The sequence below is a fragment of the Roseateles sp. L2-2 genome, from assembly GCF_050613215.1.
GTDB lineage: Bacteria > Pseudomonadota > Gammaproteobacteria > Burkholderiales > Burkholderiaceae_C > Roseateles > Roseateles noduli.
The window spans coordinates 291,377-313,433 of record NZ_CP192509.1; the positions used below are offsets into that span (position 1 = coordinate 291,377).

Annotated in this window: 23 protein-coding genes; 16 read left to right on the plus strand and 7 right to left on the minus strand. The window is 69.2% G+C overall.

The features are described from left to right. The first annotated feature begins 78 nt into the window (after positions 1-78). The gene (locus tag ACQZ13_RS01360; protein WP_431049502.1) at positions 79-1,746 is read left to right on the plus strand and encodes an HsdM family class I SAM-dependent methyltransferase; all 1,668 of its coding nucleotides are present in this window, start codon (positions 79-81) and stop codon (positions 1,744-1,746) included. Beyond that, positions 1,733-2,467, plus strand: a complete 735-nt coding sequence (locus ACQZ13_RS01365; protein WP_431049503.1) for a hypothetical protein — start codon at positions 1,733-1,735, stop codon at positions 2,465-2,467. The genes ACQZ13_RS01360 and ACQZ13_RS01365 overlap by 14 nt, the downstream gene beginning before the upstream one ends. 52 nt (positions 2,468-2,519) lie before the next feature. Here ACQZ13_RS01365 and ACQZ13_RS01370 read toward each other — a convergent pair whose 3' ends face one another. Together ACQZ13_RS01370 and ACQZ13_RS01375 are read right to left on the minus strand one after the other, a co-directional pair. Continuing rightward, a complete protein-coding gene (locus tag ACQZ13_RS01370; protein ID WP_431049504.1) occupies positions 2,520-3,698 on the minus strand; it encodes a GGDEF domain-containing protein in 1,179 nt (392 codons plus the stop codon). Further along, complete coding sequence (locus tag ACQZ13_RS01375) at positions 3,698-4,852, minus strand: diguanylate cyclase (protein WP_431049505.1); 1,155 nt, start codon at positions 4,850-4,852, stop codon at positions 3,698-3,700. The genes ACQZ13_RS01370 and ACQZ13_RS01375 overlap by 1 nt, the downstream gene beginning before the upstream one ends. A 44-nt stretch (positions 4,853-4,896) precedes the next feature. On the opposite strand from ACQZ13_RS01375, the gene ACQZ13_RS01380 reads away from it, so the two are divergent. After that, positions 4,897-5,703 (plus strand): SDR family oxidoreductase, encoded by an 807-nt coding sequence (locus ACQZ13_RS01380; protein ID WP_431049506.1) that lies wholly within the window; start codon positions 4,897-4,899, stop codon positions 5,701-5,703. Between the two features lie 45 nt (positions 5,704-5,748). Here the strand turns inward: ACQZ13_RS01380 and ACQZ13_RS01385 are convergent, their stop codons facing one another. Beyond that, positions 5,749-6,978: a septal ring lytic transglycosylase RlpA family protein gene (locus tag ACQZ13_RS01385; protein ID WP_431049507.1), complete on the minus strand. Its 1,230-nt coding sequence runs from the start codon at positions 6,976-6,978 to the stop codon at positions 5,749-5,751. Positions 6,979-7,077: 99 nt separating this feature from the next. Here ACQZ13_RS01385 and ACQZ13_RS01390 point away from each other — a divergent pair, with 99 nt between their 5' ends. The 11 genes from ACQZ13_RS01390 (at position 7,078) to ACQZ13_RS01440 (ending at position 15,176) form a co-directional block, all read left to right on the plus strand. After that, positions 7,078-7,776 carry a fumarylacetoacetate hydrolase family protein gene (locus ACQZ13_RS01390; protein ID WP_431049508.1) on the plus strand — a complete coding sequence of 233 codons (699 nt, stop codon included), beginning with the start codon at positions 7,078-7,080 and terminating at the stop codon, positions 7,774-7,776. A 36-nt stretch (positions 7,777-7,812) separates the two neighbouring features. Further along, positions 7,813-8,673, plus strand: coding sequence for a carboxylating nicotinate-nucleotide diphosphorylase (gene nadC, locus ACQZ13_RS01395; protein WP_431049509.1), 861 nt, complete (start codon positions 7,813-7,815; stop codon positions 8,671-8,673). Positions 8,674-8,771: 98 nt separating this feature from the next. After that, positions 8,772-9,353: a hypothetical protein gene (locus ACQZ13_RS01400; protein WP_431049510.1), complete on the plus strand. Its 582-nt coding sequence runs from the start codon at positions 8,772-8,774 to the stop codon at positions 9,351-9,353. 148 nt (positions 9,354-9,501) lie between these two features. Beyond that, positions 9,502-10,287 carry a GntR family transcriptional regulator gene (locus tag ACQZ13_RS01405; RefSeq protein WP_431049511.1) on the plus strand — a complete coding sequence of 262 codons (786 nt, stop codon included), beginning with the start codon at positions 9,502-9,504 and terminating at the stop codon, positions 10,285-10,287. Further along, the gene (locus ACQZ13_RS01410; protein WP_431049513.1) at positions 10,284-11,108 is read left to right on the plus strand and encodes a transporter substrate-binding domain-containing protein; all 825 of its coding nucleotides are present in this window, start codon (positions 10,284-10,286) and stop codon (positions 11,106-11,108) included. Before ACQZ13_RS01405 ends, ACQZ13_RS01410 begins: the two co-directional genes overlap by 4 nt. 60 nt (positions 11,109-11,168) lie before the next feature. After that, positions 11,169-11,840: an amino acid ABC transporter permease gene (locus ACQZ13_RS01415; protein ID WP_431049514.1), complete on the plus strand. Its 672-nt coding sequence runs from the start codon at positions 11,169-11,171 to the stop codon at positions 11,838-11,840. Then, positions 11,837-12,490: an amino acid ABC transporter permease gene (locus tag ACQZ13_RS01420; RefSeq protein WP_431049515.1), complete on the plus strand. Its 654-nt coding sequence runs from the start codon at positions 11,837-11,839 to the stop codon at positions 12,488-12,490. The genes ACQZ13_RS01415 and ACQZ13_RS01420 overlap by 4 nt, the downstream gene beginning before the upstream one ends. Positions 12,491-12,530: 40 nt before the next feature. Further along, positions 12,531-13,298, plus strand: coding sequence for an amino acid ABC transporter ATP-binding protein (locus ACQZ13_RS01425; protein ID WP_431053436.1), 768 nt, complete (start codon positions 12,531-12,533; stop codon positions 13,296-13,298). A gap of 99 nt (positions 13,299-13,397) precedes the next feature. Beyond that, complete coding sequence (locus ACQZ13_RS01430; RefSeq protein ID WP_431049516.1) at positions 13,398-14,105, plus strand: DUF433 domain-containing protein; 708 nt, start codon at positions 13,398-13,400, stop codon at positions 14,103-14,105. Continuing rightward, positions 14,102-14,512: a hypothetical protein gene (locus ACQZ13_RS01435; protein WP_431049517.1), complete on the plus strand. Its 411-nt coding sequence runs from the start codon at positions 14,102-14,104 to the stop codon at positions 14,510-14,512. Before ACQZ13_RS01430 ends, ACQZ13_RS01435 begins: the two co-directional genes overlap by 4 nt. Positions 14,513-14,609: 97 nt before the next feature. Then, the gene (locus ACQZ13_RS01440; RefSeq protein ID WP_431049518.1) at positions 14,610-15,176 is read left to right on the plus strand and encodes a TlpA family protein disulfide reductase; all 567 of its coding nucleotides are present in this window, start codon (positions 14,610-14,612) and stop codon (positions 15,174-15,176) included. Positions 15,177-15,206: 30 nt separating this feature from the next. Here ACQZ13_RS01440 and ACQZ13_RS01445 read toward each other — a convergent pair whose 3' ends face one another. The 4 genes from ACQZ13_RS01445 to ACQZ13_RS01460 are packed head-to-tail and all read right to left on the minus strand — an operon-like array spanning position 15,207 to position 19,251. Continuing rightward, the gene (locus tag ACQZ13_RS01445; RefSeq protein ID WP_431049519.1) at positions 15,207-15,941 is read right to left on the minus strand and encodes a peptidase; all 735 of its coding nucleotides are present in this window, start codon (positions 15,939-15,941) and stop codon (positions 15,207-15,209) included. Positions 15,942-15,991: 50 nt separating this feature from the next. Beyond that, a complete protein-coding gene (locus ACQZ13_RS01450) occupies positions 15,992-16,837 on the minus strand; it encodes a transglutaminase family protein (protein WP_431049520.1) in 846 nt (281 codons plus the stop codon). A gap of 16 nt (positions 16,838-16,853) precedes the next feature. After that, positions 16,854-17,822 (minus strand): alpha-E domain-containing protein, encoded by a 969-nt coding sequence (locus ACQZ13_RS01455; RefSeq protein WP_088405674.1) that lies wholly within the window; start codon positions 17,820-17,822, stop codon positions 16,854-16,856. Position 17,823: 1 nt separating this feature from the next. Next, complete coding sequence (locus ACQZ13_RS01460; RefSeq protein WP_431049521.1) at positions 17,824-19,251, minus strand: circularly permuted type 2 ATP-grasp protein; 1,428 nt, start codon at positions 19,249-19,251, stop codon at positions 17,824-17,826. Positions 19,252-19,486: 235 nt separating this feature from the next. Here ACQZ13_RS01460 and ACQZ13_RS01465 point away from each other — a divergent pair, with 235 nt between their 5' ends. Beyond that, the gene (locus ACQZ13_RS01465; protein ID WP_431049522.1) at positions 19,487-21,619 is read left to right on the plus strand and encodes a diguanylate cyclase domain-containing protein; all 2,133 of its coding nucleotides are present in this window, start codon (positions 19,487-19,489) and stop codon (positions 21,617-21,619) included. A gap of 84 nt (positions 21,620-21,703) precedes the next feature. After that, positions 21,704-22,027, plus strand: coding sequence for a winged helix-turn-helix domain-containing protein (locus tag ACQZ13_RS01470; protein ID WP_431049523.1), 324 nt, complete (start codon positions 21,704-21,706; stop codon positions 22,025-22,027). The last annotated feature ends 30 nt before the right edge of the window (positions 22,028-22,057 follow it).

Here is a 22,057-nt window from a genome sequence, read left to right on the forward strand (position 1 = left end):
TACTGTTAATATTTCCAGCTTTCGGGGGTGTCCGCATCGGCAAGAGGCGGCGCCGGCGCATGGTTGGGAGACGGCGGCGTGGCAGAGCAACTGAGATCGGATGGCGTGGAGGAAAGGAAGGCCCGTGGGGCCTTCTTCACTCCGCCCGAGATCGCCCGCTTCATGGTCGACTGGGCCGTGCGGTCCAAGGACGATGCCGTGCTGGAGCCGTCCTGCGGCGAGGCCGCCTTCCTGCTGCCGGCCGCGCAGCGGCTCCATGAGCTGGGCGCGACCCGGCGCGCCGTCGGGAAGCAGTTGCACGCGGGGGACATCCACCACGATTCCGTGGCGCAGGCGCACCAGGTGCTCGCCAGCGAAGGCTTCTCCGCGCAGATCGAGGTCGGCGACTTCTTCCTGAAGGACAGCGCCGCGAACTTCGACGCCGTCATCGGCAATCCGCCCTATGTGCGTTATCAGGACTTCAGTGGCGCCTCGCGCGCCGCGTCCCTGCAGGCGGCCTTGCGCCAAGGCGTCCGCCTGACGCAGCTGGCCAGTTCGTGGGCCGCCTTCACCGTGCATGCGTCGGCCTTCCTGCGCCCGACAGGTCGCCTGGCGCTGGTGATCCCGGCGGAGCTGCTGTCGGTGAAGTACGCGGCCCAGATCCGGCGATTCCTGCTGGACCGTTTCGCCAGCGTCCGGCTGGTGCTCTTCGAGACACTGGTGTTCCCCGGCGTCCTCGAGGATGTCGTGCTGCTGCTGGCCGAAGGCAGCGGCGGCGCGCAGTCGTTCGAGGTCTTCCAGGCGCGCACCGCGCAAGACCTGGCGACGACGCTGCCCAAGCAGTGGTTGAAGTTCGAGCCCGCGCCCGACGAGAAGTGGACCGGGGCCCTGGTGTCGTCGGACGCCTACCGCCTGTACGACGAGGCCGCGGCCGGCGAGGACTTCGAGGCGATGTCCGAGTGGGGCGCGACCTACCTCGGCGCCGTCACCGGCCACAACGATTTCTTCACCCTCACGCAGGCGGACGTCGAGCAATGGAAGCTGCCGCCGTCGGAGCTCGTCAGGATCTCGCCGCCGGGCGCGCGTCATCTGCGGGGGCTGAGCTATTCGGCCCACGACTGGCGGGCCATGGCGGCCGCCGGCGAACGCTGTTTCCTCTTCGCTCCCGGCACCGAGCTGTCGAGGGCCGCTCGACGATACATCGCGCACGGTGAAGCCCTGGGGGTGCCGACGGGCTACAAGTGCCGGGTGCGCGATCCGTGGTGGACCGTCCCGATGGTGGCGAAGCCGGACCTGCTGATGCCCTACATGAACCACGAGCGTCCGCGGCTGGTGCGCAACGGCGCGGGCGTGCAGGTGCTCAACTCGCTCTACGGCGTGAAGCTGAAGGCGTCGCGCAAGAAGCTGGGGCAGGAACTGCTGCCGCTGGCGATGCTGAACAGCCTGACGCTGCTCGGGGCGGAGATCGTCGGACGCGCCTACGGCGGCGGCCTGCTCAAGCACGAGCCGAAGGAGGCCAGCCGTCTGCCCCTGCCGTCGGAGACCGTGCTGGCGCAGGTGGCGACCCCGCTGAAGGACGTGCAGAAGGCCGTCGGCGCCCTGCTGGCGCGCAACGATCTGCCGGCGTGCGTCGCGATCGTCGACACCATCGTGCTGCGTCAGCATCTGGGGTGGTCCGAGGCGCGTCTGGGCGCCATCCGCGAGGCGCGGGTCGCATTGATGCAGCGTCGGCTGACGCGTGGAAAAGGCAAGCATGGCCAGGATTGACGAGGTGTTGTCCGCCGCGCTGCGGACCTTGCCGGAGAAGCCGGCGGACGACGCCAAGCAGGATGCGAAGAAGCGCTACAGCGAGCTGGTGTCGCAGCAGGTGGCGCTCGCGATCGCCGACGAGCTGCGGCATCGCGGCATGAAGGAAGCGCGGCCGGGACCGTCCGGCGAAGCGGGCGACTCCGGCGCGGAGCGGCGTATGGCCGGCGGCCTAGGCGCCAAGAAGGTGGACGTGACCTGGGCGACGGAAGAGTCGGGGCTGCTGTGCGCGGTCTCGGTCAAGACGATCAACTTCCGCGACAGCAAGACGAAGAACTACCAGAAGAACCTGATCAACCGGCGCGGCGACATGCTGATGGAGGCCGTGACCCTGCATCGCCGGTTCCCGTACGCGGTGCTCGCGGGATTCTTCTTCCTCGATCACGGGGCGGAACACGACGGCACGCTGCAGCGGCGGTCGACCTTCCTGAACGCGCATGCGCGATTGCAGCTGTTCTCCGGCCGCGGCGATCCCGCGGGACGGGAGGAGCAGTTCGAGCGCTTCTACCTGCTGCTGCTGGACGCCTCGCCGATGAACGTCGGCATCCGGGCCTTCGCCGTGGGCGATCCGAAGCAGGAGATCCCGCTCGGCGACGTGCTGGACGATCTGCTGAAGCTGGTCGCGCAACGCAACCCCGACTTCTACGAGTTCGACGAAGGCAAGCTCAAGCGCGCGTCCTGAGCCCCGTCCTGAGCGCCATCCTGGGCCACTTGCTGAGCCGCCTCCCCGGTCGTCATCGCACCGGCTCCAGCTCCACCGCCTGCACGACGTTGCGGCCCTGTCCCTTCGCGCGGTACAGCGCCTGATCGGCGCGCTTGAGCACCTCGGCGGCGCTGGCGTCCTCGCGCGCGGACTCGGCGATGCCGAAGCTCGCCGTCAGGGGCCAGGTCTGTCCTTCCCATGTGAACGGATGCTCCGCCAGCAGCGTCCGCATGCGCTCCGCCACCAGCGCCGCGCCGGCGATGCCGGTGTCGGGCAGCAGCGCGCAGAACTCCTCGCCGCCCAGGCGCGCGAAGCGGTCCACCTCGCGCAGGCAGGGCCGCAGCAGCGCGACCAGCGACTTCAGCGCCGCGTCGCCGGCCGGATGGCCGAGCGTGTCGTTCAACAGCTTGAAGCGGTCCAGGTCCAGCAGCACCAGCGCGTAGCCGTGACCGCGCATCAGACGGGAGTGCTCCAGGTCCACCGCCTCGGACAAGGCCCGGCGGTTGAGCGCGTCGGTGAGCGGGTCGCGCTCGGTCAGCCGGCGGATCTCCAGCACCAGCTTCATCAGCAGCAGGAAGGCGATCCAGCCGTTGATCAGCAGCGCCAGCACCAGCGACGCCCACAGCCAGGCAAGGTTGAAGGCGCTGGCGACGTCGATGTCCTCGGTGCGGCCGGGCGCGAGCGCCGCCTCCAGCGGCCGCGAAAGCAGCAGGAGGCCCACGACGACCAACGGCGAGGCCAGCAGCAGCGACGCGCGCATGTGAAGCCCGCGCGCGCGCATCAGTCGCCAGGCGTCGACGGCCGCCAGCAGCGCCAGCACGCACATCGTGCCGAAGAGGACCAGCTTGTGCGGCAACGTCTGCGGCCCTATCGTGAAGCGCGCGGTGAGCAGACCGACGCCGACGATCACCAGCAGGGTCGCGCGCCAGGGCGCCGGCCGGTCGCCCACCAGCGGCACGGTGATCCGGATCAGCCCGAAGGCCGCCACCGACAGGAAGTCCGACCAGCCGTAGTCCATCCGCGGCGCCAGGCCGAGCGCGTCGTGCAGCAGGAAGGACGCGCCCAGCGCGCCGTTCGCGCCGGCGACGCTCGCGCAGGCCCAGGGCGATTCGCGCAGGCCGACGGCCATCATCAGCCACACCGTGGCGGCCACGCCGAAGAGCACGACCAGCGCGGCGATCAGCGAGACCGGATCGGCGACGGGCAGCATCAGGCGAACTCCGTCTCGCCCGCGGCGCGCAGCACGCGGTTGCGTCCGCGCGCCTTGGCCGCGTACATCGCCGCGTCGGCCCGCGACAGCGCGCCGCGGCCGTTGGCGTCGCCCGGGCGCATCGTGGCCACGCCGAAGCTCGCGCTGATCGGCCAGAGCTTGTCGCCCCAGGCCAGCGGCTGCTTCTGCAGCAGGTCCCGCAGCCGTTCCGCGACCAGCATCGCGCCCTCGAGGTCGGTGTCGGGCAGCAGCACCGCGAACTCCTCGCCGCCGAGGCGGCCGATGCAGTCCGCATCGCGCAGCGTCTCGCCGAGCACGGCCGACAGATGCTGCAGCGCGGCGTCGCCGCCGGCATGGCCCAGCTCGTCGTTGATGCGCTTGAAGTGATCGACGTCCAGCATCAGCACGGCGTTGCGCCGGCCGCGATCGGTGCGGGCCTGCATGCGGGCCAGGTGCTCCTCCAGCGCGCGGCGGTTGAGCAGTCCGGTCAGCGCATCGCGACGCATCAGGTGGCGCACCCGCGCGATCAGGCGCTGGATGACGAGCGCGATCAGCCCTGTCGCCAGGGTCACGTCGACGACCAGGATCAGCATGACCAGCGGGGCGTTGACGCCCGGCCCCGTCAGCACGTAGGCCGGCGGCAGCCAGTCGAGCAGGGTGAGCGAGCGCCAGAAGCAGACGGTGGCGAACACGACGTAGGGCAGGACCAGGACGGCGGTGAGCGCGATGCGGAAGCCCGCGCCGACGGCCACGTCGCGGGCCGCCATCAGCGCCAGCACGCCGACGGCGATGTTGGAGAAGGCGCGCGCGCGGAAGGGCTCCGGGTCGCCGGCCGTGCAGGCGACCGCCACGACGCCGAGCAGGACGATGGCGACGATGTCGCGGGCGTTGTCGCGGTCCCGGGTGAGGGCGCGGGCGCCCGCGGTGAGGAAGCCGGCGGCGGCCAGGTCCAGCGGCAGCCCGATCAGCCGCTCCATCGAGTCCGGCAGCGCGGGCCACCAGCTCAGCGCGAGCAGGCCGTGATGGGCGGAGATCCGCCGTGACGCGCGCGGCGCGATGCGCAGCACCTCGCCGAGCGCGAGCCAGACGACACACGCGACGGCGTCGATCACGGCGATCACCATCAGCAGCGTGGCGGCGTCGAGCGGCGGCATGCGGACCATCATCGCAAAGCGATGCCGGGGGCACAATCGCGCGCATGACGAATGGTGTCCCTGACTCCGAGGGGGCGGTGCCCCCCCCGCCCATCACGCCCATCACGCTGATCACCGGCGCCGGTCGCGGCATCGGCGCGGCGACGGCGCTGCTGCTGGCGGCGCGCGGTCACGATCTCGCCCTCAATTACCGGCAGGACGCGCAGGCCGCCGAGTCCATCGCCGAGCGCGTGCGCGCGATGGGGCGTCGGGCGACGACCGTCCGCGCCGACGTCGCCGATCCCGCGCAGGTCGCGGCGATGTTCGCGGAGATCGACGCGCGGCTTGGCCGTCTCACCGGACTGGTGAACAACGCCGGCATGGTGGCCCGCAAGGCCTCGCTGGCGGATCTCACGCCCGAGCGGCTCCGGCGCGTCTTCGAGGTCAACGTCTTCGGGCTGATCTACTGCACGCAGCAGGCCGCCGTCCGGATGAGCACCGCGCAGGGCGGACGCGGCGGTGCGATCGTCAACCTGTCGTCGCGCGCGGCGCAGCGCGGATCGCCGGATCTCTATTCGGACTATGCCGCCAGCAAGGGCGCCGTGGACACGCTGACGCTGAGCCTGGGGCATGAGCTCATCGCGCAGGGCATCCGGGTGAACGGCGTGCGACCCGGGGTGATCGAGACCGACATCCATGCCGACAGCCTCCCCGCGGAAACGCTGCCCGCGTTGCTGGCGGAGGCGGCAAAGGGCATTCCCATCGGCCGGCTCGGCCGCGCGGAGGAGATCGCCGAAGCGATCGCGTGGCTGATGTCCGATGCGGCCAGCTTCACCGTGGGCGCGACGCTGGACGTGGCCGGCGGGCGCTGAGGCCGGTGGAGCGTCCGCCCTGGCAGGCCAGGGCGTCCGTGGCGCTCAGCGCCGCTCGACCAGGATGGGCGTCAGCGCCATCGACGAACGGACGCGGTCCGCGGCGGCGCGGGCGTCCTCGCGGCTCGCGAACGGGCCGGCCTGCAGGCGGTGCAGGTTCTTGTCCTTGAAGATCGTCAGCATGGGCGCCAGTTCCTCCATGCCGCGCGTGAAGCGCTCGCGCAACTGCTCGGCGCCTTCCATGCGGGAGAACGCGCCGAACTGCAGCCAGTAGCCCTGTGCGGCGGCGGTGATCTTCAGCGCGGGCACCGGCGCCTGCGAGTCGGTCGCGGCGATCGCGCCGGCCGTGGCGGCCGCCATCGCGTCGGCCTTGGACTGGCCCGTCGGCGGCAGGTCGCTGCCGGGCGGCAGTGCGGTGATGGGAATCGGCGTCATGCCGGCATCTGTCGTCGCGGCGGACGGCGATGCGTTGGACGTCGACGAGGTCGCGGGCCGGTCCGCCTTGGCGACCGGTGGAATCACCGGCGTCGGCAGCGGCACCTGGGCCGGCACCGGCGTGACCGGCGGACGCAGTTGCGCGGTGGTCGTCAGGTCGGGCGCGCCGCTGGGCGTGGCGGCGGCGTAGACGGGGGTGTCGGGGGCGACCTTCGGATCGGGCGACAGCGTGTCGCGGTCGCGCGTCCATGCGCCGGTGCGGATGTCCTCGTAGGTGATGCGCTCGATCTCGACCGGCGCCACGCCGTTGAGCACGTCCAGCTTGAGCGCGGCGGTGTAGCTCAGGTCGATGATGCGACCCTTGTGGAACGGACCGCGGTCGTTGATGCGAACGATGATCTCGCGGCCGTTCTTCGGGTTGCGCACGCGGGCGTAGCTGGGGATGGGGATGGTCGCGTGCGCGGCCGTCATCGCGTACATGTTGTAGATCTCGCCGCTGGACGTCGGCTTGCCGTGGAACTTGCGGCCGTACCAGGAGGCCAGGCCCTTCTGCACCAGCGGCTTGTCCTCGGCGATCGGCTCGTAGCGTTCGCCGAGCACTTCATACGGCTTGTTGGGGCCGCCCTTGCGGATGGATTCCAGCTTGGGCACCGCGTCGGGCACCTTCTTGAGGTCGGGCGGGATGACGGCGTCGGGGCCGTCGCGGTCCGGCCAGGAGGAGACCTTGGGGCCGCCGGAGGAGGGTCGGTTGGAGGAGGGGCCAGGGCTGGCGCAGGCGGCCAGGATCAGGGCACACGTCAGGACGGTCAGGCGCTGACCGGCGGGGCGGGCTTCAAACATGGCCGCAACCCTAGCAATGCGGCGCGGATTTGCCAAGGTTATGCTGCGCGCTCGCTTCTTCCCTTTCATGATCGTTTCGATCGTTACGTCCGCACCGTCATGAGCACCTACATCTTCTCCCCAGCGCCGCAGGCCGCCGTGGCCGTGCGCGGCACCGACGCGCGTTACGCCGTCAGCCGCATCTTCTGCGTCGGCCGCAACTACGCCGCCCACGCCCGCGAGATGGGCAGCGACCCGGATCGCGAGCCGCCGTTCTACTTCACCAAGCCGGCCAGCGCGCTGGCGCCGTCGGGCGGCACCATCCCCTACGCGCCGGGCACGAAGAACCTGCACTATGAGATGGAGCTGGTCGTGGCGATCGGCAAGCCGGTGTTCAAGGCGACGCCCGAGCAGGCCGGCGATGCGGTCTGGGGCTACGCCGCCGGACTGGACATGACGCGCCGCGACCTGCAGAACGAGGCCAAGGCCATCGGCCGGCCCTGGGACCTGGGCAAGGGCTTCGAGCACTCGGCGGTGATCACCGAGCTGGTGCCGCGTTCGGAGCAGGGCGACCTGACGAAGGGCGCGATCACGCTGTCGGTGAACGGCGTGGAGAAGCAGCGCGGCGACCTGTCGAACATGATCTGGAGCATTCCGGAGCTGGTGGCCAACCTGTCGCAGTTCTATCACCTGGAGCCGGGCGACCTGATCTACACGGGCACGCCGGAAGGTGTCGGTCCGGTGAAGCCGGGCGACAAGATCACCGGCGTGATCGAAGGCTTCGGCGAACTGTCGATCACGATCGGCGAGGCCGAGTAAACAGGCGCCGCGGGCGCGAGGCAGAGACCCGAGACGATGTTCGACCACAACGAGACCCTGGACGAGGCCCGCGCGCGCAACATCCGCGATGCGCTGTTCGAGGACATCGGCGTCAGCGACTGGACCGCGCGGCTGGTGCCGGCGGGCCGTCGCGTGACGGCGCATGTCCGCGTGCGCGAAGCGGCGGTGCTGTGCGGGCGCGACTGGTTCGAGGGCGTGTTCCTCGCGCTGGACGGGTCGTCGCGGATCGAGTGGTCGTATGACGAAGGCGCCGACATGGCGCCCGACACGGTGGTCTGCCGCATCGAGGCCGAAGGCCGGTCGCTGCTGTCGGCCGAGCGGCCGGCGCTGAACTTCCTGCAGCTGCTGTCGGGCACGGCGACGACGACGCGCGCGCACGCGCGGGCGATCGAGGGCGCGAGCCCGAATCCGCGCGGCTGCGCGGTGCTGGACACGCGCAAGACGCTGCCCGGCCTGCGGCTGGCGCAGAAGTACGCGGTGCGCGTGGGCGGCGGGGCGAATCAACGCCTGGCCCTCTACGATGGCATCCTGATCAAGGAGAACCACATCGCCGCGGCCGGCGGTGTGACGCAGGCGCTGCAGCAGGCGCAGGCGCTGGAGGCCGGCGTGACCATCCAGGTCGAGGTCGAGACCATCGAGCAGTTGCGCGAGGCCTTGAAAGCCGGCGCGGTCAGCGTGCTGCTGGACAACTTCAGCGAGCCGATGATGCGCGAGGCGGTGGCGATCGCCGGGGGTCAGGCCTTGCTGGAAGTGTCCGGCGGCGTGGCGATCGACCAGCTGCGCTGGATCGCGGCGACGGGCGTCGACCGCATCTCGGTGGGGCGCCTGACCAAGGACGCGAAGGCGGTTGACTACTCGATGCGGGTCGACGGCTGACGCTGACTTCGATATCAGCGACTCCTGCAATTCGGCGCCATATTCGGCGCCGAAGTTCTTTCTGACACTGGCTGTCTTCCCAACCGAAGGAGACAGTCATGACCGAAGCTTTGCAGAATGAGATATCGCGCCGTCTCTCGTTGATCGAGGACCTGCGCAAGGTGTTGGTCGACATCCCCGACCGCGGAGCGCCTCAGCTCCAGCCGGTATTCGGACTCCATCTCTGGCTGCTGGATCCGCAGCTCGACTCTATCGAGTTCGTTCCCAACTTACTCATCGCCGGAGCCGTGGCGGATCTGCACGCGTCTCTGGTACCGGACCGGAGCGTCGGCTTCTATTCGTGTGCCGCTTCCGATCCCGACCTCGACCAGAACGGCATCGATCAACTGATCGTCGTTGTGCTGACTCGGCCAGGGGTCAAGGCAGGCGCCAAGGAACGACTGGTCGTGTGGAATAGCGCCAAGCGACTGCGAGAGCTCAAACTGATCGGGCGCGACACGCGGGTCATGGGCTACCTTGTCGGCGAGCGCTTCGAGGGTTGTGAGGATCAGAAGATGGGGAATGCGAGCTTCGCCACGACGCAGCCACTCTTCTACGGGCCCATGTTGGATCGCGCAGAGAGCCGGCTCATCCACTTGGCTTGGCGGACGCGTCAGAAGCAAATCATGGCGTTTGCATAAGCCCCGACGGGCACCTTGCCAGTGCCCGCCACACCAAGCTTGTGCGCAACGGCGGTGCGCGGGTGTCGTTCTGGCTTGCATACAAGACAGATGAGCCTGGGAAGGCAGGGTGGACCCGCACTGGCACGGAAGCTGCAAAGCCCCGTGCATGGGCATCACCGCCACCGACATCAGCCAGCGCATCATCGATGCCGTGCTCGCGCAGAAGCTGGCGCCGGGCACGCGCCTCGGCGAGCAGCAACTCGCGCTGCTCTTCGACTGCAGCCGCACCATCGTCCGTGAGGCGCTGACTCGACTCGCCGCGCGCGGCATCGTCACCGTCAGCGCGCGCCGCGGCTGGTACCTCATCGCTCCTTCCCGCGACGAAGCCCGTGAAGCCTTCGAGGCACGCCGCGTCATCGAGCTCGGCCTGCTGCGCGGCCGACGCCCGCTCGACAAGCCCGCGCTCACGCGCCTGAAGAAACACCTCGCGCAGGAGAAGGCCGCCCTGCGCGGCGACGACGTCGGCGCACGCAGCTTCCTGCTCGGCGACTTCCACGTCTGCCTGGCCGAGTGCCTCGGCAACAGCCTGCTCGCCGACACGCTGCGCGACTACACCGCGCGCACCACGCTGATCGCGATGCTCTACCAGTCGTCCCACGACGCCGCGCAGTCCTGCCAGGAGCACGTTGCCATCGTGGCCGCGCTCGAGCAGGGCGACGCCGTCCGCGCCGAGGCGCTGATGGCCGAGCACCTCGCCAGCGTGCAGTCCGGGCTGCAGTTGGAGACCCAGACCGACGACCCGCTGCATCACCTGCGCCAGGCGCTCTCGCCGTTGGCGTCGAGTGCCTCCGCATCGTCTTCCGCCTCGCCGGCGCGCCGCTCGCGCGCACGCGCAGCGGTGGCCGACGCTTCCGATTCCGCCCCCGCCCCCTACCTAGGAGCCTTGTTATGAGCCACGCCGTCCGTCCCTCCGTCCGCGCTTTCCTGCCGCGTCGCCTGCTGCTGGCGGCGGGCTTCGGCCTCGGCCTGGGCGTCCTCTCGCTGGGCGCACAGGCGCAGACCGCGCTGGACACCATCACCAAGTCCAAGACCATCAAGATCGCGATCCCGACCGACTACCCGCCCTACGGCTTCGTCGGTCCCGACATGAAGCCGCAAGGCCTGGACGTCGCGATGGCCGAGCTGATCGCCGCCAAGCTCGGCGTGAAGGTCGAGCTGGTGCCGGTCACCAGCGCCAACCGCATCCCGTACCTGCAGACGAAGAAGGCCGACCTCGTCATCTCCACGCTCGGCAAGAACCCGGAGCGCGAGAAGGTCATCGCCTTCAGCTCGGCCTACGCGCCGTTCTACCAGGCCGTCTTCGCGCCCAAGAGCCTCGCGATCAAGAGCTTCGCGGACCTGGCCGGCAAGACTGTCGCCGTGACGCGCGGCGCGATGGAGGATCAGGAACTCGCCAAGGTCGCGCCGACGACGCTGGAGTTCAAGCGCTTCGAGGACAACAACGCGACCATCGCCGCGTTCGCCGCCGGCCAGACGCAGGTGGTCGCCACCAGCGCCGCCGTCGCCGGCAACCTGATGCAGCGCCAGCCCGGCCTGAACATCGAATACAAGCTGCTGCTCAAGGACAGCCCGTGCTTCATCGGCGTGGCCAAGGGCGAGGACGCCTTGCTCGCGAAGGTCAACGCGATCGTCGCCGCCGCCAAGCAGGGCGGGGAACTCGAAGCGCTCTCCAAGAAGTGGCTGGGCCGCGGCGCGGGCGAGCTGCCGCTCTGAGCGGCGACCTCGCTGCACCTCGACATTGATCGCGTCTAGCAGGCACCCCGGGAGCCGCCCATGATCGAGTTCGACTTCGGCGCCGTCCTCGCCGAATGGCCGCTGCTGCTGCGCGGCCTCGCATGGACGGTCGGTCTCACGGTGATCGCCGTGCCGCTCGGCCTGTTGATCGCGACGCTGGGCGCCTGGGCCCGCGCCTGCGGGTCGACGGCGCTGCGGCGCGGCGTCGGCGTCTACGTCGAGCTGCTGCGCAACACGCCCTTCATCGTGCAGCTGTTCTTCGTGTTCTTCGGCCTGCCGGCGCTGGGCGTGAAGCTGTCGCCGGAGGCCGCTTCGCTGATCGCGATGACGCTAAACCTCGGCGCCTACGGCACCGAGATCCTGCGCGCCGGCATCCAGGCCGCGCCCAAGGGCCAGTGGGAGGCGGCGCAAAGCCTGGCCCTCGGCCCGACGCAGGTCTTCACACGCGTGATCCTGCCGCCCGCGTTCAAGCGCGTGTGGCCGGCGATGACCAGCCAGATCGTCATCGTGATGCTCGGCACGGCGGTGTGCGGCCAGATCTCCACCGAGGAACTGAGCTACGCCGCCAACCTCATCCACAGTCGCAACTTCCGCGCCTTCGAGGCGACCTTCGTCGCCTTGGCGATCTACCTGGCGCTGTCTCTGATCACACGGCGCTTCCTGCTCTGGGCCGGGCCGAAGTGGTTCTTCGGCGGCGGGAGACGCTCATGATCGAGTTCACCCTCTGGGACATCCTGCGCAACCTCGCGCTCGCCCTGCGCTGGACCGTGGCGCTGTCGCTGATCGCCTTCATCGGCGGCGGTCTGGTCGGCGGCACGCTGCTGTGCCTGCGCATCGGACTGGGCCGCAAGACGCAGCGCGTGATCGGCGCGTACGTCGGCATCTTCCAGGGCACGCCGCTGCTGATGCAGCTGTTCCTCGCCTACTTCGGCGTGTCGCTGCTGGGCATCGACGTCTCGGCGTGGACGGCCGCCTCGCTGGCGCTGACGCTCTACACCAGCGCCTACCTCGTCGAGATCTGGCGCGGCTGCGTCGAAGCCGTTCCCCGCGGGCAGTGGGAAGCGGCGCGCAGCCTGGCGATGAGCTTCGGCGAGCAGCTGCGCCATGTGATCCTGCCGCAGGCGGCGCGCCTGGCGATCGCGCCGACGGTCGGCTTCCTGGTGCAGGTCATCAAGGGCACCGCGCTGGCATCGGTGATCGGCTTCGTGGAGCTGACCAAGGCCGGCGGGATGATCGCCAACGCGAGCTTCAAGCCCTTCCTGGTCTTCGGCTGCGTGGCGCTGTTCTATTTCGTGCTGTGCTTCCCCGTGAGCCTGGCCGCCCAACACCTCGAAAGGAAGCAGCATGGCCGCACTGCCTGACAAGCTGATCGATCACGTGATCGACCACCCGATCGACGACATGGACCCGCCGATGACGACGCCCGCATCCGGCGTGCCCATCGTGCGCATCACCGCGTTGCGCAAGTCCTACGGCACGAACGAGGTGCTCAAGGGCATCGACCTGGACGTGATGCGCGGCGAGGTGATCGCGCTGATCGGCAAGAGCGGCTCGGGCAAGAGCACGCTGCTGCGTTGCATCAACGGCCTGGAGCAGTTCCAGGAGGGCTCGCTGCGCGTGGCCGACAAGCCGCTGCTGTACGAAAGCGCGATGGCGATGCGCGCGCTGCGGCAGCAGGTCGGGATGATCTTCCAGAGCTTCAACCTGTTCCCGCACCTGAGCGTCGGGCGCAACGTGATGCTGGCGCCGACGCTGGTGAAGCGGCGCTCCGACAAGGATGCGGCGGAGCAGGCGCGGGCGCTGCTGGCGCGGGTGGGCCTGGCGGAGAAGTTCGATGCGATGCCCGATCAGCTGTCGGGCGGTCAGCAGCAGCGCGTCGCGATCGCGCGGGCGCTGGCGATGGAGCCGCAGGTGCTGCTGTGCGACGAGATCACCTCGGCGCTGGATCCTGAGCTGGTCGGCGAGGTGCTGCGCGTCGTCGAGTCGCTGGCCGACGAAGGCATGACGCTGCTGATGGTCACGCACGAGATGAATTTCGCGCGCAAGGTCGCGGATCGGGTGATCTTCATGCATCAGGGCCGCGTGCACGAGATCGGCACACCCGCCGATGTCTTCGGCTCGCCGCGGACGCCGGAGCTGAAGCAGTTCCTGAAGTCGCTCGACGATTGAGTACCCCCTGAAGGGGGCGCCCGATGGGGCGTGTCTCGGCGGCAACATCCCTCGCTGGCTCGATTCCCGGCTCACGAAGCGTTCCTAAACTGCTTCGTCATGAGCCAACGTCATTCGCTTGTCGGTACCGGTCTTTACCGCATTCCTCGCGCTGCCCAATTGGTCGGCGCAGATGTGCGCAGCGTGCGCCGATGGCTGAAAGGCTATTCGCGCCGGACGGCCTCAGGGACATCGGTCACTCTGCCTCTGTGGCTTCTCCAGTATGCCGACGACGAAGAGATCGGCGGCGACTATGTGCTGGGCTTCAAGGACCTGATGGAGCTTCGGATGGTCACGCAGCTGATCCGGCAAGGCGTGTCCTTGCAGGCGGTCCGCGCAACGATCGAAGTGGCTCGGGAAGACCTGGGGCCCTACCCGTTGCAGTCCAAGCGCTTCCTGACCGATGGAAAGCGCATCTTCATGGAGGTGCTTGGCGCCTCTGCTCAAGATCGACGGCTGTTGGATGTGAGGCGACGCCAGTACGTTTTCGATCGGATCGTCAGGCCAGCCTTGAAGGATCAGATCGACTTCGACGGCAACGGTCAGCCTTTGCGATGGTTCCCGCTGCCGAGGAAGCGCTTGATCGTGATTGATCCGACCCGTCAGTTCGGACATCCGATCATTGAGCGCACCGGCGTTCCGACCATCACCGTCCAGCAGTCCTACATGGCCGAGAAGGGGGCCCTGGACTTCGTGTCGAGGCTCTGGCGCGCGACGCCACAAGAGGTCATGGCGGCCGTCGAGTTCGAGCAAAGGGTCGCCGCATGAAGGTGATGTTCGACAACAACCTGTCGGAAACCATCGCCCGCGCGATGGCGGTTCTGTCCGAGGAGAAGCATCTCGCGGAGCGGGTTGTGCATCTGCAGGAAGTGTTTCCAGCGCACATGGCCGACACGGCATGGATGGATGGACTCGGAGCACAGGGAACCTGCTGGGTCGTGATCACGCGCGATCAGTTGAGCAAACGGGCGGGAGAGGAGCGCAAGGCGATACGACGGAACGGTTTGATCGCCTATGTGCTCGACAACCAATGGGCGTCCCAGACGTTCTGGCCGATGGCCTCCCGGCTGGTCGATTGGTGGCCCCTCATCGTCCTGCATGCGCGCACTGCGAGCGCTGGCGTTTATCGCGTTCCTTGGAAGAAGGGCACGGCACGTCAGCTGACTTCCTGCTGAAGGCCGGTGAGCGAGGTCTGCGACTGCAAGCCATCGCGTTAGCATCACTCCCCACGCAAGCGGCGTATCGACCGCGAGCCGTGACAGGGAGTCACCCATGAGATTCGGAGTCGGAGCGCGCCGTCTGGCGGGGATCTTGCTGGCCGCCTGCGCCTTGATCGCAGGAGCTGTCCATGCCGAAGGCCTGAAGCGGGGCGACCTCGCGCCTGATCGGCTCGGTCGCACCTTGGAAGGCGACGAGCTGAACCTCGCCAAGCATCGTGGCCAGATCGTGGTCGTCACCTTCTGGGCGACCTGGTGCCCTTACTGCCTCAAGGAATTGCCGCAGCTTGAAAGCCTGCAGGGCGTCGCCAAGGAGCGTCTGCGGGTGATCGCGGTGAACACCGAGGACAAGAAGGTCTTCCGCCGCGTCGCCGGCATCATGAAGGACTTCAAGCTCCAGCTCGTCAACGACGCCGACAAGTCCGCGCAGCGGGCCTACGGGGTGAACGCGCTGCCGCATCTGTTCATCATCGACCGCGACGGCCGCATCGCCGCGATGCACCGCGGCTACGGCGAGGACTCGCTGGAACAGATCCTCGAAGAGATCAACGCGCAGCTCGCGAAGGCGGTCCCGCCGGCAGCCGAGGGCGGTGCGGGAACTTCCGGACCGTCTGCGCCTTGAGTCGCTGGGCCGCGCAGCGGCCCCGTCCGCTCACGCGAACCAGTCCTCGTCCGGCAGCTGCTCGAACACCCGCTTCAGTCCGCCGCCCCAGCCCTGGCTGATCGTCTTGAAGTACGGATCGTCCTTGGTGATCCGGTGTGGCTCGGCCGGCGCGAAGCTGTCGGTCTTGTAGAGCAGCATGTCGATCGGCAGCCCCACCGACAGGTTGCTGCGGATCGTCGAGTCGAACGAGATCAGCGCGCACTTGGTCGCCTCGGCCAGCGAGCTGTCGAAATCGATGACGCGGTCGATGATGGGCTTGCCGTACTTGGACTCGCCGATCTGCACGTAGGGCGTGTCTTCCGTGGCCTCGATGAAGTTGCCCTGCGGATAGACGTGGAAGACGCGCGGCGCCTCGCCCCGGATCTGCCCGCCGACGATCAGGTTGGCGCCGAAGTCCACGCCCTGGTTCAGCTGGCCGACGCCGTCGCTGTCGCGCGCGACGACTTCCTTGAGCGTCTTGCCCACCAGCTCCGCGACGTCGTACATCGAGGTCAGGCTCATCAGGTGACGGCCGTTGACCGTCGCACGCTGGCGCAGCAGGCTCACCACGCTTTGCGTGGTGGCCAGATTGCCGGCCGTGAGCAGCGTGACGAGGCGCTCGCCCGGCTGCTCGAAGAGGTTCATCTTGCGGAACGTGGCGATGTGATCCACGCCCGCATTCGTGCGGGAGTCCGACGCGAACAGCAGGCCGGCGCGCAGCCGCATGGCAACACAGTAAGTCATGGACGGAAGGTTAGCGCATCAAGCTTGCAACGCGCCGTCGTGGTGCACGCTCATTGCTGGTCCGACGTGCCGGGCTTCACGAGCACTTCCGCCCGCATCGTCTCCATGCCGCCGCCTGTTCGTACACCGCGCACCGGACAGGCGTCCAGGTAGTCCGCACCGGTCGCCAGCTTCACGTAGCGTCCGTCGGCCAGGCACTGGTTGCTGATGTCGTAACCCAGCCAGCCGCCCGCCATGCCGTGCGCGGGAACGGCGCCTGCGCCGTCGGCCGCGGGCAGGCGCACCTCCGCCCAGGCGTGGCTGGCCACATGCTCGAAGTCCGTCGCCAGATAGCCCGAGACGTAACGCGCCGGCAGCCCCAGCAGCCGCGCGCAGCAGACGAAGACCTGCGCATGGTCCTGGCAGACGCCGTGACCGGTCTCGAAGGCCTCCGCCGCGGGCGTCGCCGCGTCGGTGTAGCCGCGCACGTAAGGCATGCGTTCGCCGATGGCGGCCATCAGCGCCAGCAGCGCGCCGTGCGCGTCGGCCTTCGCCGCGTCCGCGAAGCCGGCGGCGAACTGCCGCAGCTGGTCGTCCGCGCGCGTCAGCGGGCTGTCGCGCAGGAACAGCGGGGAGGGCAGTTCCTCCTCCGGATCCGGCGTGGGCGGCGCATCGTCGGTGTCCACCTCGCCGACCGCGCGCAGCACGATGTCGCGCCGCGGGCCGTCCAGGCTCAGCACGTGCATCGTGTTGCCGAACGCGTCCTTGCAGGCGCTGGCGGGCGAGGGCAGCTCCAGCTGCCAGTGCAGCACGCGCAGGCCGCGCGTGGGCCGCGGCGTGAGTCGCAGGTACTGCGTGCTGCGCGCCACCGGCGAGTCGTAGGCGTAGATGGTCTCGTGCGAGATGTGCAGGTGCATGGCCCGGTCCTGGTGGTTACTGCGCCTCGAAGTAGGCCTGCTGGATGTCCCGGCCGAGCCGCGCCGAATCCTCCAGGAATCCCGTCAGCCAGGGATGCAGTCCCTGGTCGAGGATCTCGTCCACCGCACCATACTCCAGCCGCAGCGCCAGCCGGCCCGCGCTCTGCTTGACCTTGCGCCCCGCGTCCTCGTCGCCGCCGCGCGCCTCGATCTGCGGCAGCACCGAGCGGATCTCGTCGCAGCACGCGCGCAGCGAGCGCGGCACGTCCGGGCGCAGGATCAGCAGCTCGGTCACGCGGCGGCCGTTCAGGCTGTCGCGGTAGGCCGCGTGATACGCCTCGAAGGCCGACAGCGAGCGCAGCAGCGCGTTCCACGCATAGAAGTCGGGGGCGCTCTCGCTGGGCGCGTCGACCGGCGCGAGCGTGTCCACCGCCGGCGCGATCAGCTGCGACTTCACGTCCAGCAGCCGCGCGGTGTTGTCCGCGCGTTCGACGAAGGTACCCAGCCGGATGAAGCAGTAGGCGTCGTTGCGCTGCAGCGTCCCGTAGGTCGCGCCGCGGAACAGGTGGGAGCGCTCCTTGACCCAGTCGAAGAACGACGAGGGTTCGGCCACGCCCTTGCGCGCGAGCTCGCGGGCTTCCAGCCAGCTGGTGTTGATGGCCTCCCACATCTCGGCGGTGATCTGGCCGCGCACGGCGTGCGCGTTCTCGCGCGCCTGCCGGATGCACGACAGCACCGAGGCCGGGTTCTCCAGGTCCATCCCCATGAAGCGGAAGAGCTGCTCCGCGCTCAGGCGCGGATGACGCGCCTGGTAGGCCTCGAGCGTGCCGGTGACGGCGAGCGGCGCGGCGAGCTCCGTCGCGGCGCCGCGCGACTGCGGCAGCAGCGACAGCGAGTGCGTGACGTCGAGCATGCGCACCAGGTTCTCGGCGCGCTCCATGTAGCGGCTCATCCAGTAGAGCTGTGCGGCGGTACGGGACAGCATGTCAGTTCTCCAGGATCCAGGTGTCTTTGGTCCCGCCGCCCTGCGACGAGTTCACGACGAGCGAGCCCGCCTTCAGCGCCACGCGCGTCAGGCCGCCGGCGACCATGTTGACCTCGCGTCCCGAGAGCACGAAGGGCCGCAGGTCGATGTGGCGCGGCGCGATGCCGCGCTCGACGAAGGTGGGGCAGCTCGACAGGCACAGCGTCGGCTGCGCGATGTAGTTGGAAGGATTCGCCTTGACGCGTTCCTTGAAGTCCGCGACCTCGGCGGCCGTCGAGGCCGGCCCGACCAGCATCCCGTAGCCGCCGGCGCCGTGCACTTCCTTCACCACCAGCTCGGCCATGTTGGCCAGCACATGGTCCAGGTCCTGGGGCTTGCGGCATTGCCAGGTCGGCACGTTGTGGAGGATCGGCTCCTCGCCGAGGTAGAAGCGGACCATGTCCGGCACGTACGGATAGATGGACTTGTCGTCCGCCACGCCGGTGCCGACCGCGTTGGCCAGCACGACATGACCCTGCTTGTAGACCGACAGCAGCCCCGGCACGCCCAGCATCGAGTCCGACCGGAAGGCCAGCGGGTCGAGGAAGGCATCGTCGATGCGGCGGTAGATGACGTCGACGCGCTTGGGACCGACGGTGGTCCGCATGAACACGAAGCCGTCCTTGACGAACAGGTCCTGGCCTTCGACCAGCTCCACGCCCATCTGCTGGGCGAGGAAGGCGTGCTCGAAGTAGGCCGAGTTGAACGGCCCCGGCGTCAGCACGACGACCGTCGGGTTGTCCGCCAGGCTGGCCTGACGGAGCGTGTTCAGCAGCAGCGCCGGGTAGTGGGCGACCGGCGCGATCGAGTACTTCGCGAACAGCTCCGGGAAGAGCCGCATCATCATCTTGCGGTTCTCCAGCATGTAGCTGACGCCGGAGGGCACGCGCAGGTTGTCCTCCAGCACGTAATAACCGCCGTCGGAATGTCGGATCAGGTCCACGCCGGTGATGTGGGCGTAGACCCCCAGCGGCAGGTCCAGCCCCTGCATCGCGGGCTGGTACTGCGCGTTGGCGAAGACCTGCTCGGCGGGGATCAGGCCGGCCTTGATGATCTCGTGGTCGTGGTAGATGTCCCACAGGAAGCGGTTGAGCGCGGTGACGCGCTGGCGCAGGCCGCGCTCCAGCATCCGCCAGTCGTCGGCGGGGACGATGCGGGGCACGGTGTCGAAGGGGATCAGCCGTTCGGCGCCGGCCTCGTCGCCGTAGACGGCGAAGGTGATGCCGACCTTGTGGAAGAGCAGGTCGGCCTCGGCCCGCTTCTTGGCCAGGGCGTCGGGCGTCTGCGCGTGCAGCCAGTCCGCGAAGGCCTGGTAGCTGGGCCGGATCGCGCCGCTTTGCAGCAGCATCTCGTCATAGTGGCCAGCGGCCGGAAGGGTCAGCGCATGCATGAGGTCTCCAGGGACGGACCGCCTCCGGGTGGCGGTCGGAAGGGGCCGGTTGCAAGCGCCGTGCCCACCCCCGTCCGGCGGGCGGGCCGGGCAGGCCTCCAGCTTGATCGCTTTTGGTGCGCCTGCACAGCCCGCCCTCCGACGGTGCCCGGACAGGGTCGGGCTTTGCCCGCCGCTGGTGCAGTGGCACTATCCCGCGTTGCGGGCTGACGCGGCTCTCGCTACAACTGCGGAGATGCACGACAACTCCCAGGTCCTGACGCCGCCTCCGGCGCCCGGCAACCCGAACGGCGCGGGCGGATCGAGCGTCGACGGCTTCGTCCCGCCGCGCGGCTCGCGCGCGTCGCTGGGCCGCTGGCTCACCGCGATGGTGCTGTCGGCGGTGGCGGCGGCGCTGCTGATCTCCGCGCTGCTGATCGAGAACTTCGCCCGCGCCCACGCCGAGCGCCGCGCGGTCGAGTCGCTGCGGCAGGTCGCGGTCGACTTCCGCGACGCGCTGGACCGCGGCATGGCGCAGCAGTTCAAGGAAGTGCGGGTGCTGGCGCAGTTGGAGCCCTTCCGCCGCTTCGACGATCCCGAGGCCATGCGCCGCGCGCTGGACCAGGTGCAGGTCGGTTTCGACCACTTCGCGTGGCTGGGCGTGACCGACGGCCAGGGCAAGGTGCTGGCCGCGGCGGGCGGGCTGCTGGACGGTGTCGACGTCTCCAAGCGGCCCTGGTGGCAGGGCGCGAAGGGCGGCCAGCCCTTCGTCGGCGACGTGCACGCGGCGCTGCTGCTGGAAAAGCTGCTGCCGCGCCAGAACGAGCCCTGGCGCTTCGTCGATTTCGCGATCCCGCTGCTCGACCAGCGCGGCCAGTTGCAGGGCGTCTTCGGCGTGCACCTGAGCTGGGGCTGGGCGCGCCAGATCAAGAGCGAGCTGATCGACGCGACGCTGTCGTCCCACCAGGCCGACGCGCTGGTCCTGGGCAAGGACGGCGTGGTGATCCTGGGGCCCTCCGACCGCGAGGGCAAGCAGATGCTGATCGGTGCCGAACACGGCGAGGGCCTGCGGCACCACGAGTCCGACGGCGTCGACTACTTCGCCGTCAGCGTGCCGAGCCAGGGCTACGGCCTGTATCCCGGCCTGGGCTGGACGGTGCTGGTGCGGCAGCCGGTGGCGGTGGCGCTGTCCGACTACTACGGGCTGCGCCGCCAGATCGTGCTCTGCGCGATCCTGCTGCTGGCGGCGGCGGTGCCCCTGAGCTGGTGGCTGGCGCGGCGCATGAGCCGACCGTTGAACGAGCTGGCCGACGCGATCGCGCAGCGGCGCCACCTGAGCGAGGACGCGCTCCCGACGGTCGGCGGCTACCGCGAGGCGGCGCTGCTGTCGCACGCGCTGACCGACCTCGCGCACCGGCAGGCCGAGCAGGACCGCTCGCTGGCGGAACTGAATGCGTCGCTGGAACTGCGCGTCGAGGCCCGCACCCTGGAACTGAACGAGGCGGTGCTGCGTCATGAGACCAGCGAGCGCCGGCTCCGCACGATCGCGGACAACCTGCCGGTGCTGATCTCCTATATCGATTCCGAAGAGCGGTTGCGGTTCCTCAACGCGACCTTCCGGACCTGGATGGGCATGGAGCCGGAGGCCGCGCTGGGTCGGACCTTGCTGGAGGTCATCGGGCCGGTGCTGCACGCGCAGCGGCAGCCCTTCCTGAAGGCGGCGCTGGCGGGGGTGCGTCAGCGTTTCGAGACGCGTTCGGAGACCAACGGCGTGGTGCGGGACATGCTGGCCGAGTACGTGCCCGACCTGCGTCCCGACGGCAGCGTCGCGGGGGTCTACACGCTGGCGACCGACATCACGCCGTTCAAGCAGGTCGAACGGGAGCTGGACCAGCTCAGCCGCGTCGATCCGCTGACCGGCCTGCCGAACCGGCGCCAGTTCGAGTCCCGCCTGTCGGAGGCCATCGCCCGCACGCGACGCGTGCAGCGGACGATGGCGCTGATGTTCATGGACCTGGACCACTTCAAGCAGATCAACGACTCGCTGGGCCATGCGGCCGGGGACGTGGTGCTGCGCGCCTTCGCCGACCGGGTGCGCGGGGCGATCCGGGAGACCGACCAGCTCTGCCGGCTGGCGGGCGACGAGTTCGTGCTGATCCTCGAGAACCTGCATGAACCGCGGGAAGCGACGCTGGTCGCGGAGAAGGTGCTGGAAGTGGTGAAGGCGCCGCTGACGCTGCAGGGGCAGGAACTGCGGCTCTCGACCAGCATCGGCATCGCCTGCCACGACGGCGGCGCGGAAGACGACGTGGCGCTGCTCGGCCGCGCGGACGACGCGCTCTACGCGGCGAAAGCGGCCGGGCGGGGCTGCTGGCGCCTGGCGGATTGAGGCAGCGGCATCGGGTGTAATGCAGCCATGGTTGCCCGCTCGACTCCCGCTCCCTCCACGCCCCAGCCGACGCTCAAGCTCCGCATGCGCGTCACCGTCGGCGACGTGATCGCCATCGGACCCGGCAAGATCGCGCTGCTGGAAGCGCTCGACGAAACCGGCTCCATCACCGCGGCGGCCAAGTCGCTGGACATGTCCTACCGCCGCGCCTGGCTGCTGATCGACGAAACCAACAAGGCACTGAAGGAGCCGGCCGTCGCCACCGCCGCCGGCGGCGCCAAAGGCGGCGGCAGCGCGCTCACCGAGTCCGGGCGCGCGCTCATCTCCCTCTATCGGCAGATCGAGGAGACCGCCCTCAAAGCCTGCAAGCCCGAGATCAAGCAGTTGCTGAAATTGCTCGCGTCCTGAGAGCAGCGCGCACGCCGGCAGCGCCGGTGC

Bases quoted from the DNA above. Each gene is read 5' to 3' on its own strand.
- ACQZ13_RS01440 (WP_431049518.1), top strand. From the start codon at position 14,610: ATGAGATTCGGAGTCGGAGCGCGCCGTCTGGCGGGGATCTTGCTGGCC.
- ACQZ13_RS01425 (WP_431053436.1), top strand. From the start codon at position 12,531: ATGGACCCGCCGATGACGACGCCCGCATCCGGCGTGCCCATCGTGCGC.
- ACQZ13_RS01410 (WP_431049513.1), top strand. From the start codon at position 10,284: ATGAGCCACGCCGTCCGTCCCTCCGTCCGCGCTTTCCTGCCGCGTCGC.
- ACQZ13_RS01375 (WP_431049505.1), bottom strand. From the start codon at position 4,852: ATGCCGCCGCTCGACGCCGCCACGCTGCTGATGGTGATCGCCGTGATC.
- ACQZ13_RS01430 (WP_431049516.1), top strand. From the start codon at position 13,398: ATGAGCCAACGTCATTCGCTTGTCGGTACCGGTCTTTACCGCATTCCT.
- nadC (WP_431049509.1), top strand. From the start codon at position 7,813: ATGTTCGACCACAACGAGACCCTGGACGAGGCCCGCGCGCGCAACATC.
- ACQZ13_RS01450 (WP_431049520.1), bottom strand. From the start codon at position 16,837: ATGCACCTGCACATCTCGCACGAGACCATCTACGCCTACGACTCGCCG.
- ACQZ13_RS01445 (WP_431049519.1), bottom strand. From the start codon at position 15,941: ATGACTTACTGTGTTGCCATGCGGCTGCGCGCCGGCCTGCTGTTCGCG.
- ACQZ13_RS01405 (WP_431049511.1), top strand. From the start codon at position 9,502: ATGGGCATCACCGCCACCGACATCAGCCAGCGCATCATCGATGCCGTG.
- ACQZ13_RS01470 (WP_431049523.1), top strand. From the start codon at position 21,704: ATGCGCGTCACCGTCGGCGACGTGATCGCCATCGGACCCGGCAAGATC.
- ACQZ13_RS01385 (WP_431049507.1), bottom strand. From the start codon at position 6,978: ATGTTTGAAGCCCGCCCCGCCGGTCAGCGCCTGACCGTCCTGACGTGT.
- ACQZ13_RS01380 (WP_431049506.1), top strand. From the start codon at position 4,897: ATGACGAATGGTGTCCCTGACTCCGAGGGGGCGGTGCCCCCCCCGCCC.
- ACQZ13_RS01420 (WP_431049515.1), top strand. From the start codon at position 11,837: ATGATCGAGTTCACCCTCTGGGACATCCTGCGCAACCTCGCGCTCGCC.
- ACQZ13_RS01390 (WP_431049508.1), top strand. From the start codon at position 7,078: ATGAGCACCTACATCTTCTCCCCAGCGCCGCAGGCCGCCGTGGCCGTG.
- ACQZ13_RS01465 (WP_431049522.1), top strand. From the start codon at position 19,487: ATGCACGACAACTCCCAGGTCCTGACGCCGCCTCCGGCGCCCGGCAAC.
- ACQZ13_RS01365 (WP_431049503.1), top strand. From the start codon at position 1,733: ATGGCCAGGATTGACGAGGTGTTGTCCGCCGCGCTGCGGACCTTGCCG.
- ACQZ13_RS01455 (WP_088405674.1), bottom strand. From the start codon at position 17,822: ATGCTGTCCCGTACCGCCGCACAGCTCTACTGGATGAGCCGCTACATG.
- ACQZ13_RS01370 (WP_431049504.1), bottom strand. From the start codon at position 3,698: ATGCTGCCCGTCGCCGATCCGGTCTCGCTGATCGCCGCGCTGGTCGTG.
- ACQZ13_RS01435 (WP_431049517.1), top strand. From the start codon at position 14,102: ATGAAGGTGATGTTCGACAACAACCTGTCGGAAACCATCGCCCGCGCG.
- ACQZ13_RS01400 (WP_431049510.1), top strand. From the start codon at position 8,772: ATGACCGAAGCTTTGCAGAATGAGATATCGCGCCGTCTCTCGTTGATC.
- ACQZ13_RS01415 (WP_431049514.1), top strand. From the start codon at position 11,169: ATGATCGAGTTCGACTTCGGCGCCGTCCTCGCCGAATGGCCGCTGCTG.
- ACQZ13_RS01460 (WP_431049521.1), bottom strand. From the start codon at position 19,251: ATGCATGCGCTGACCCTTCCGGCCGCTGGCCACTATGACGAGATGCTG.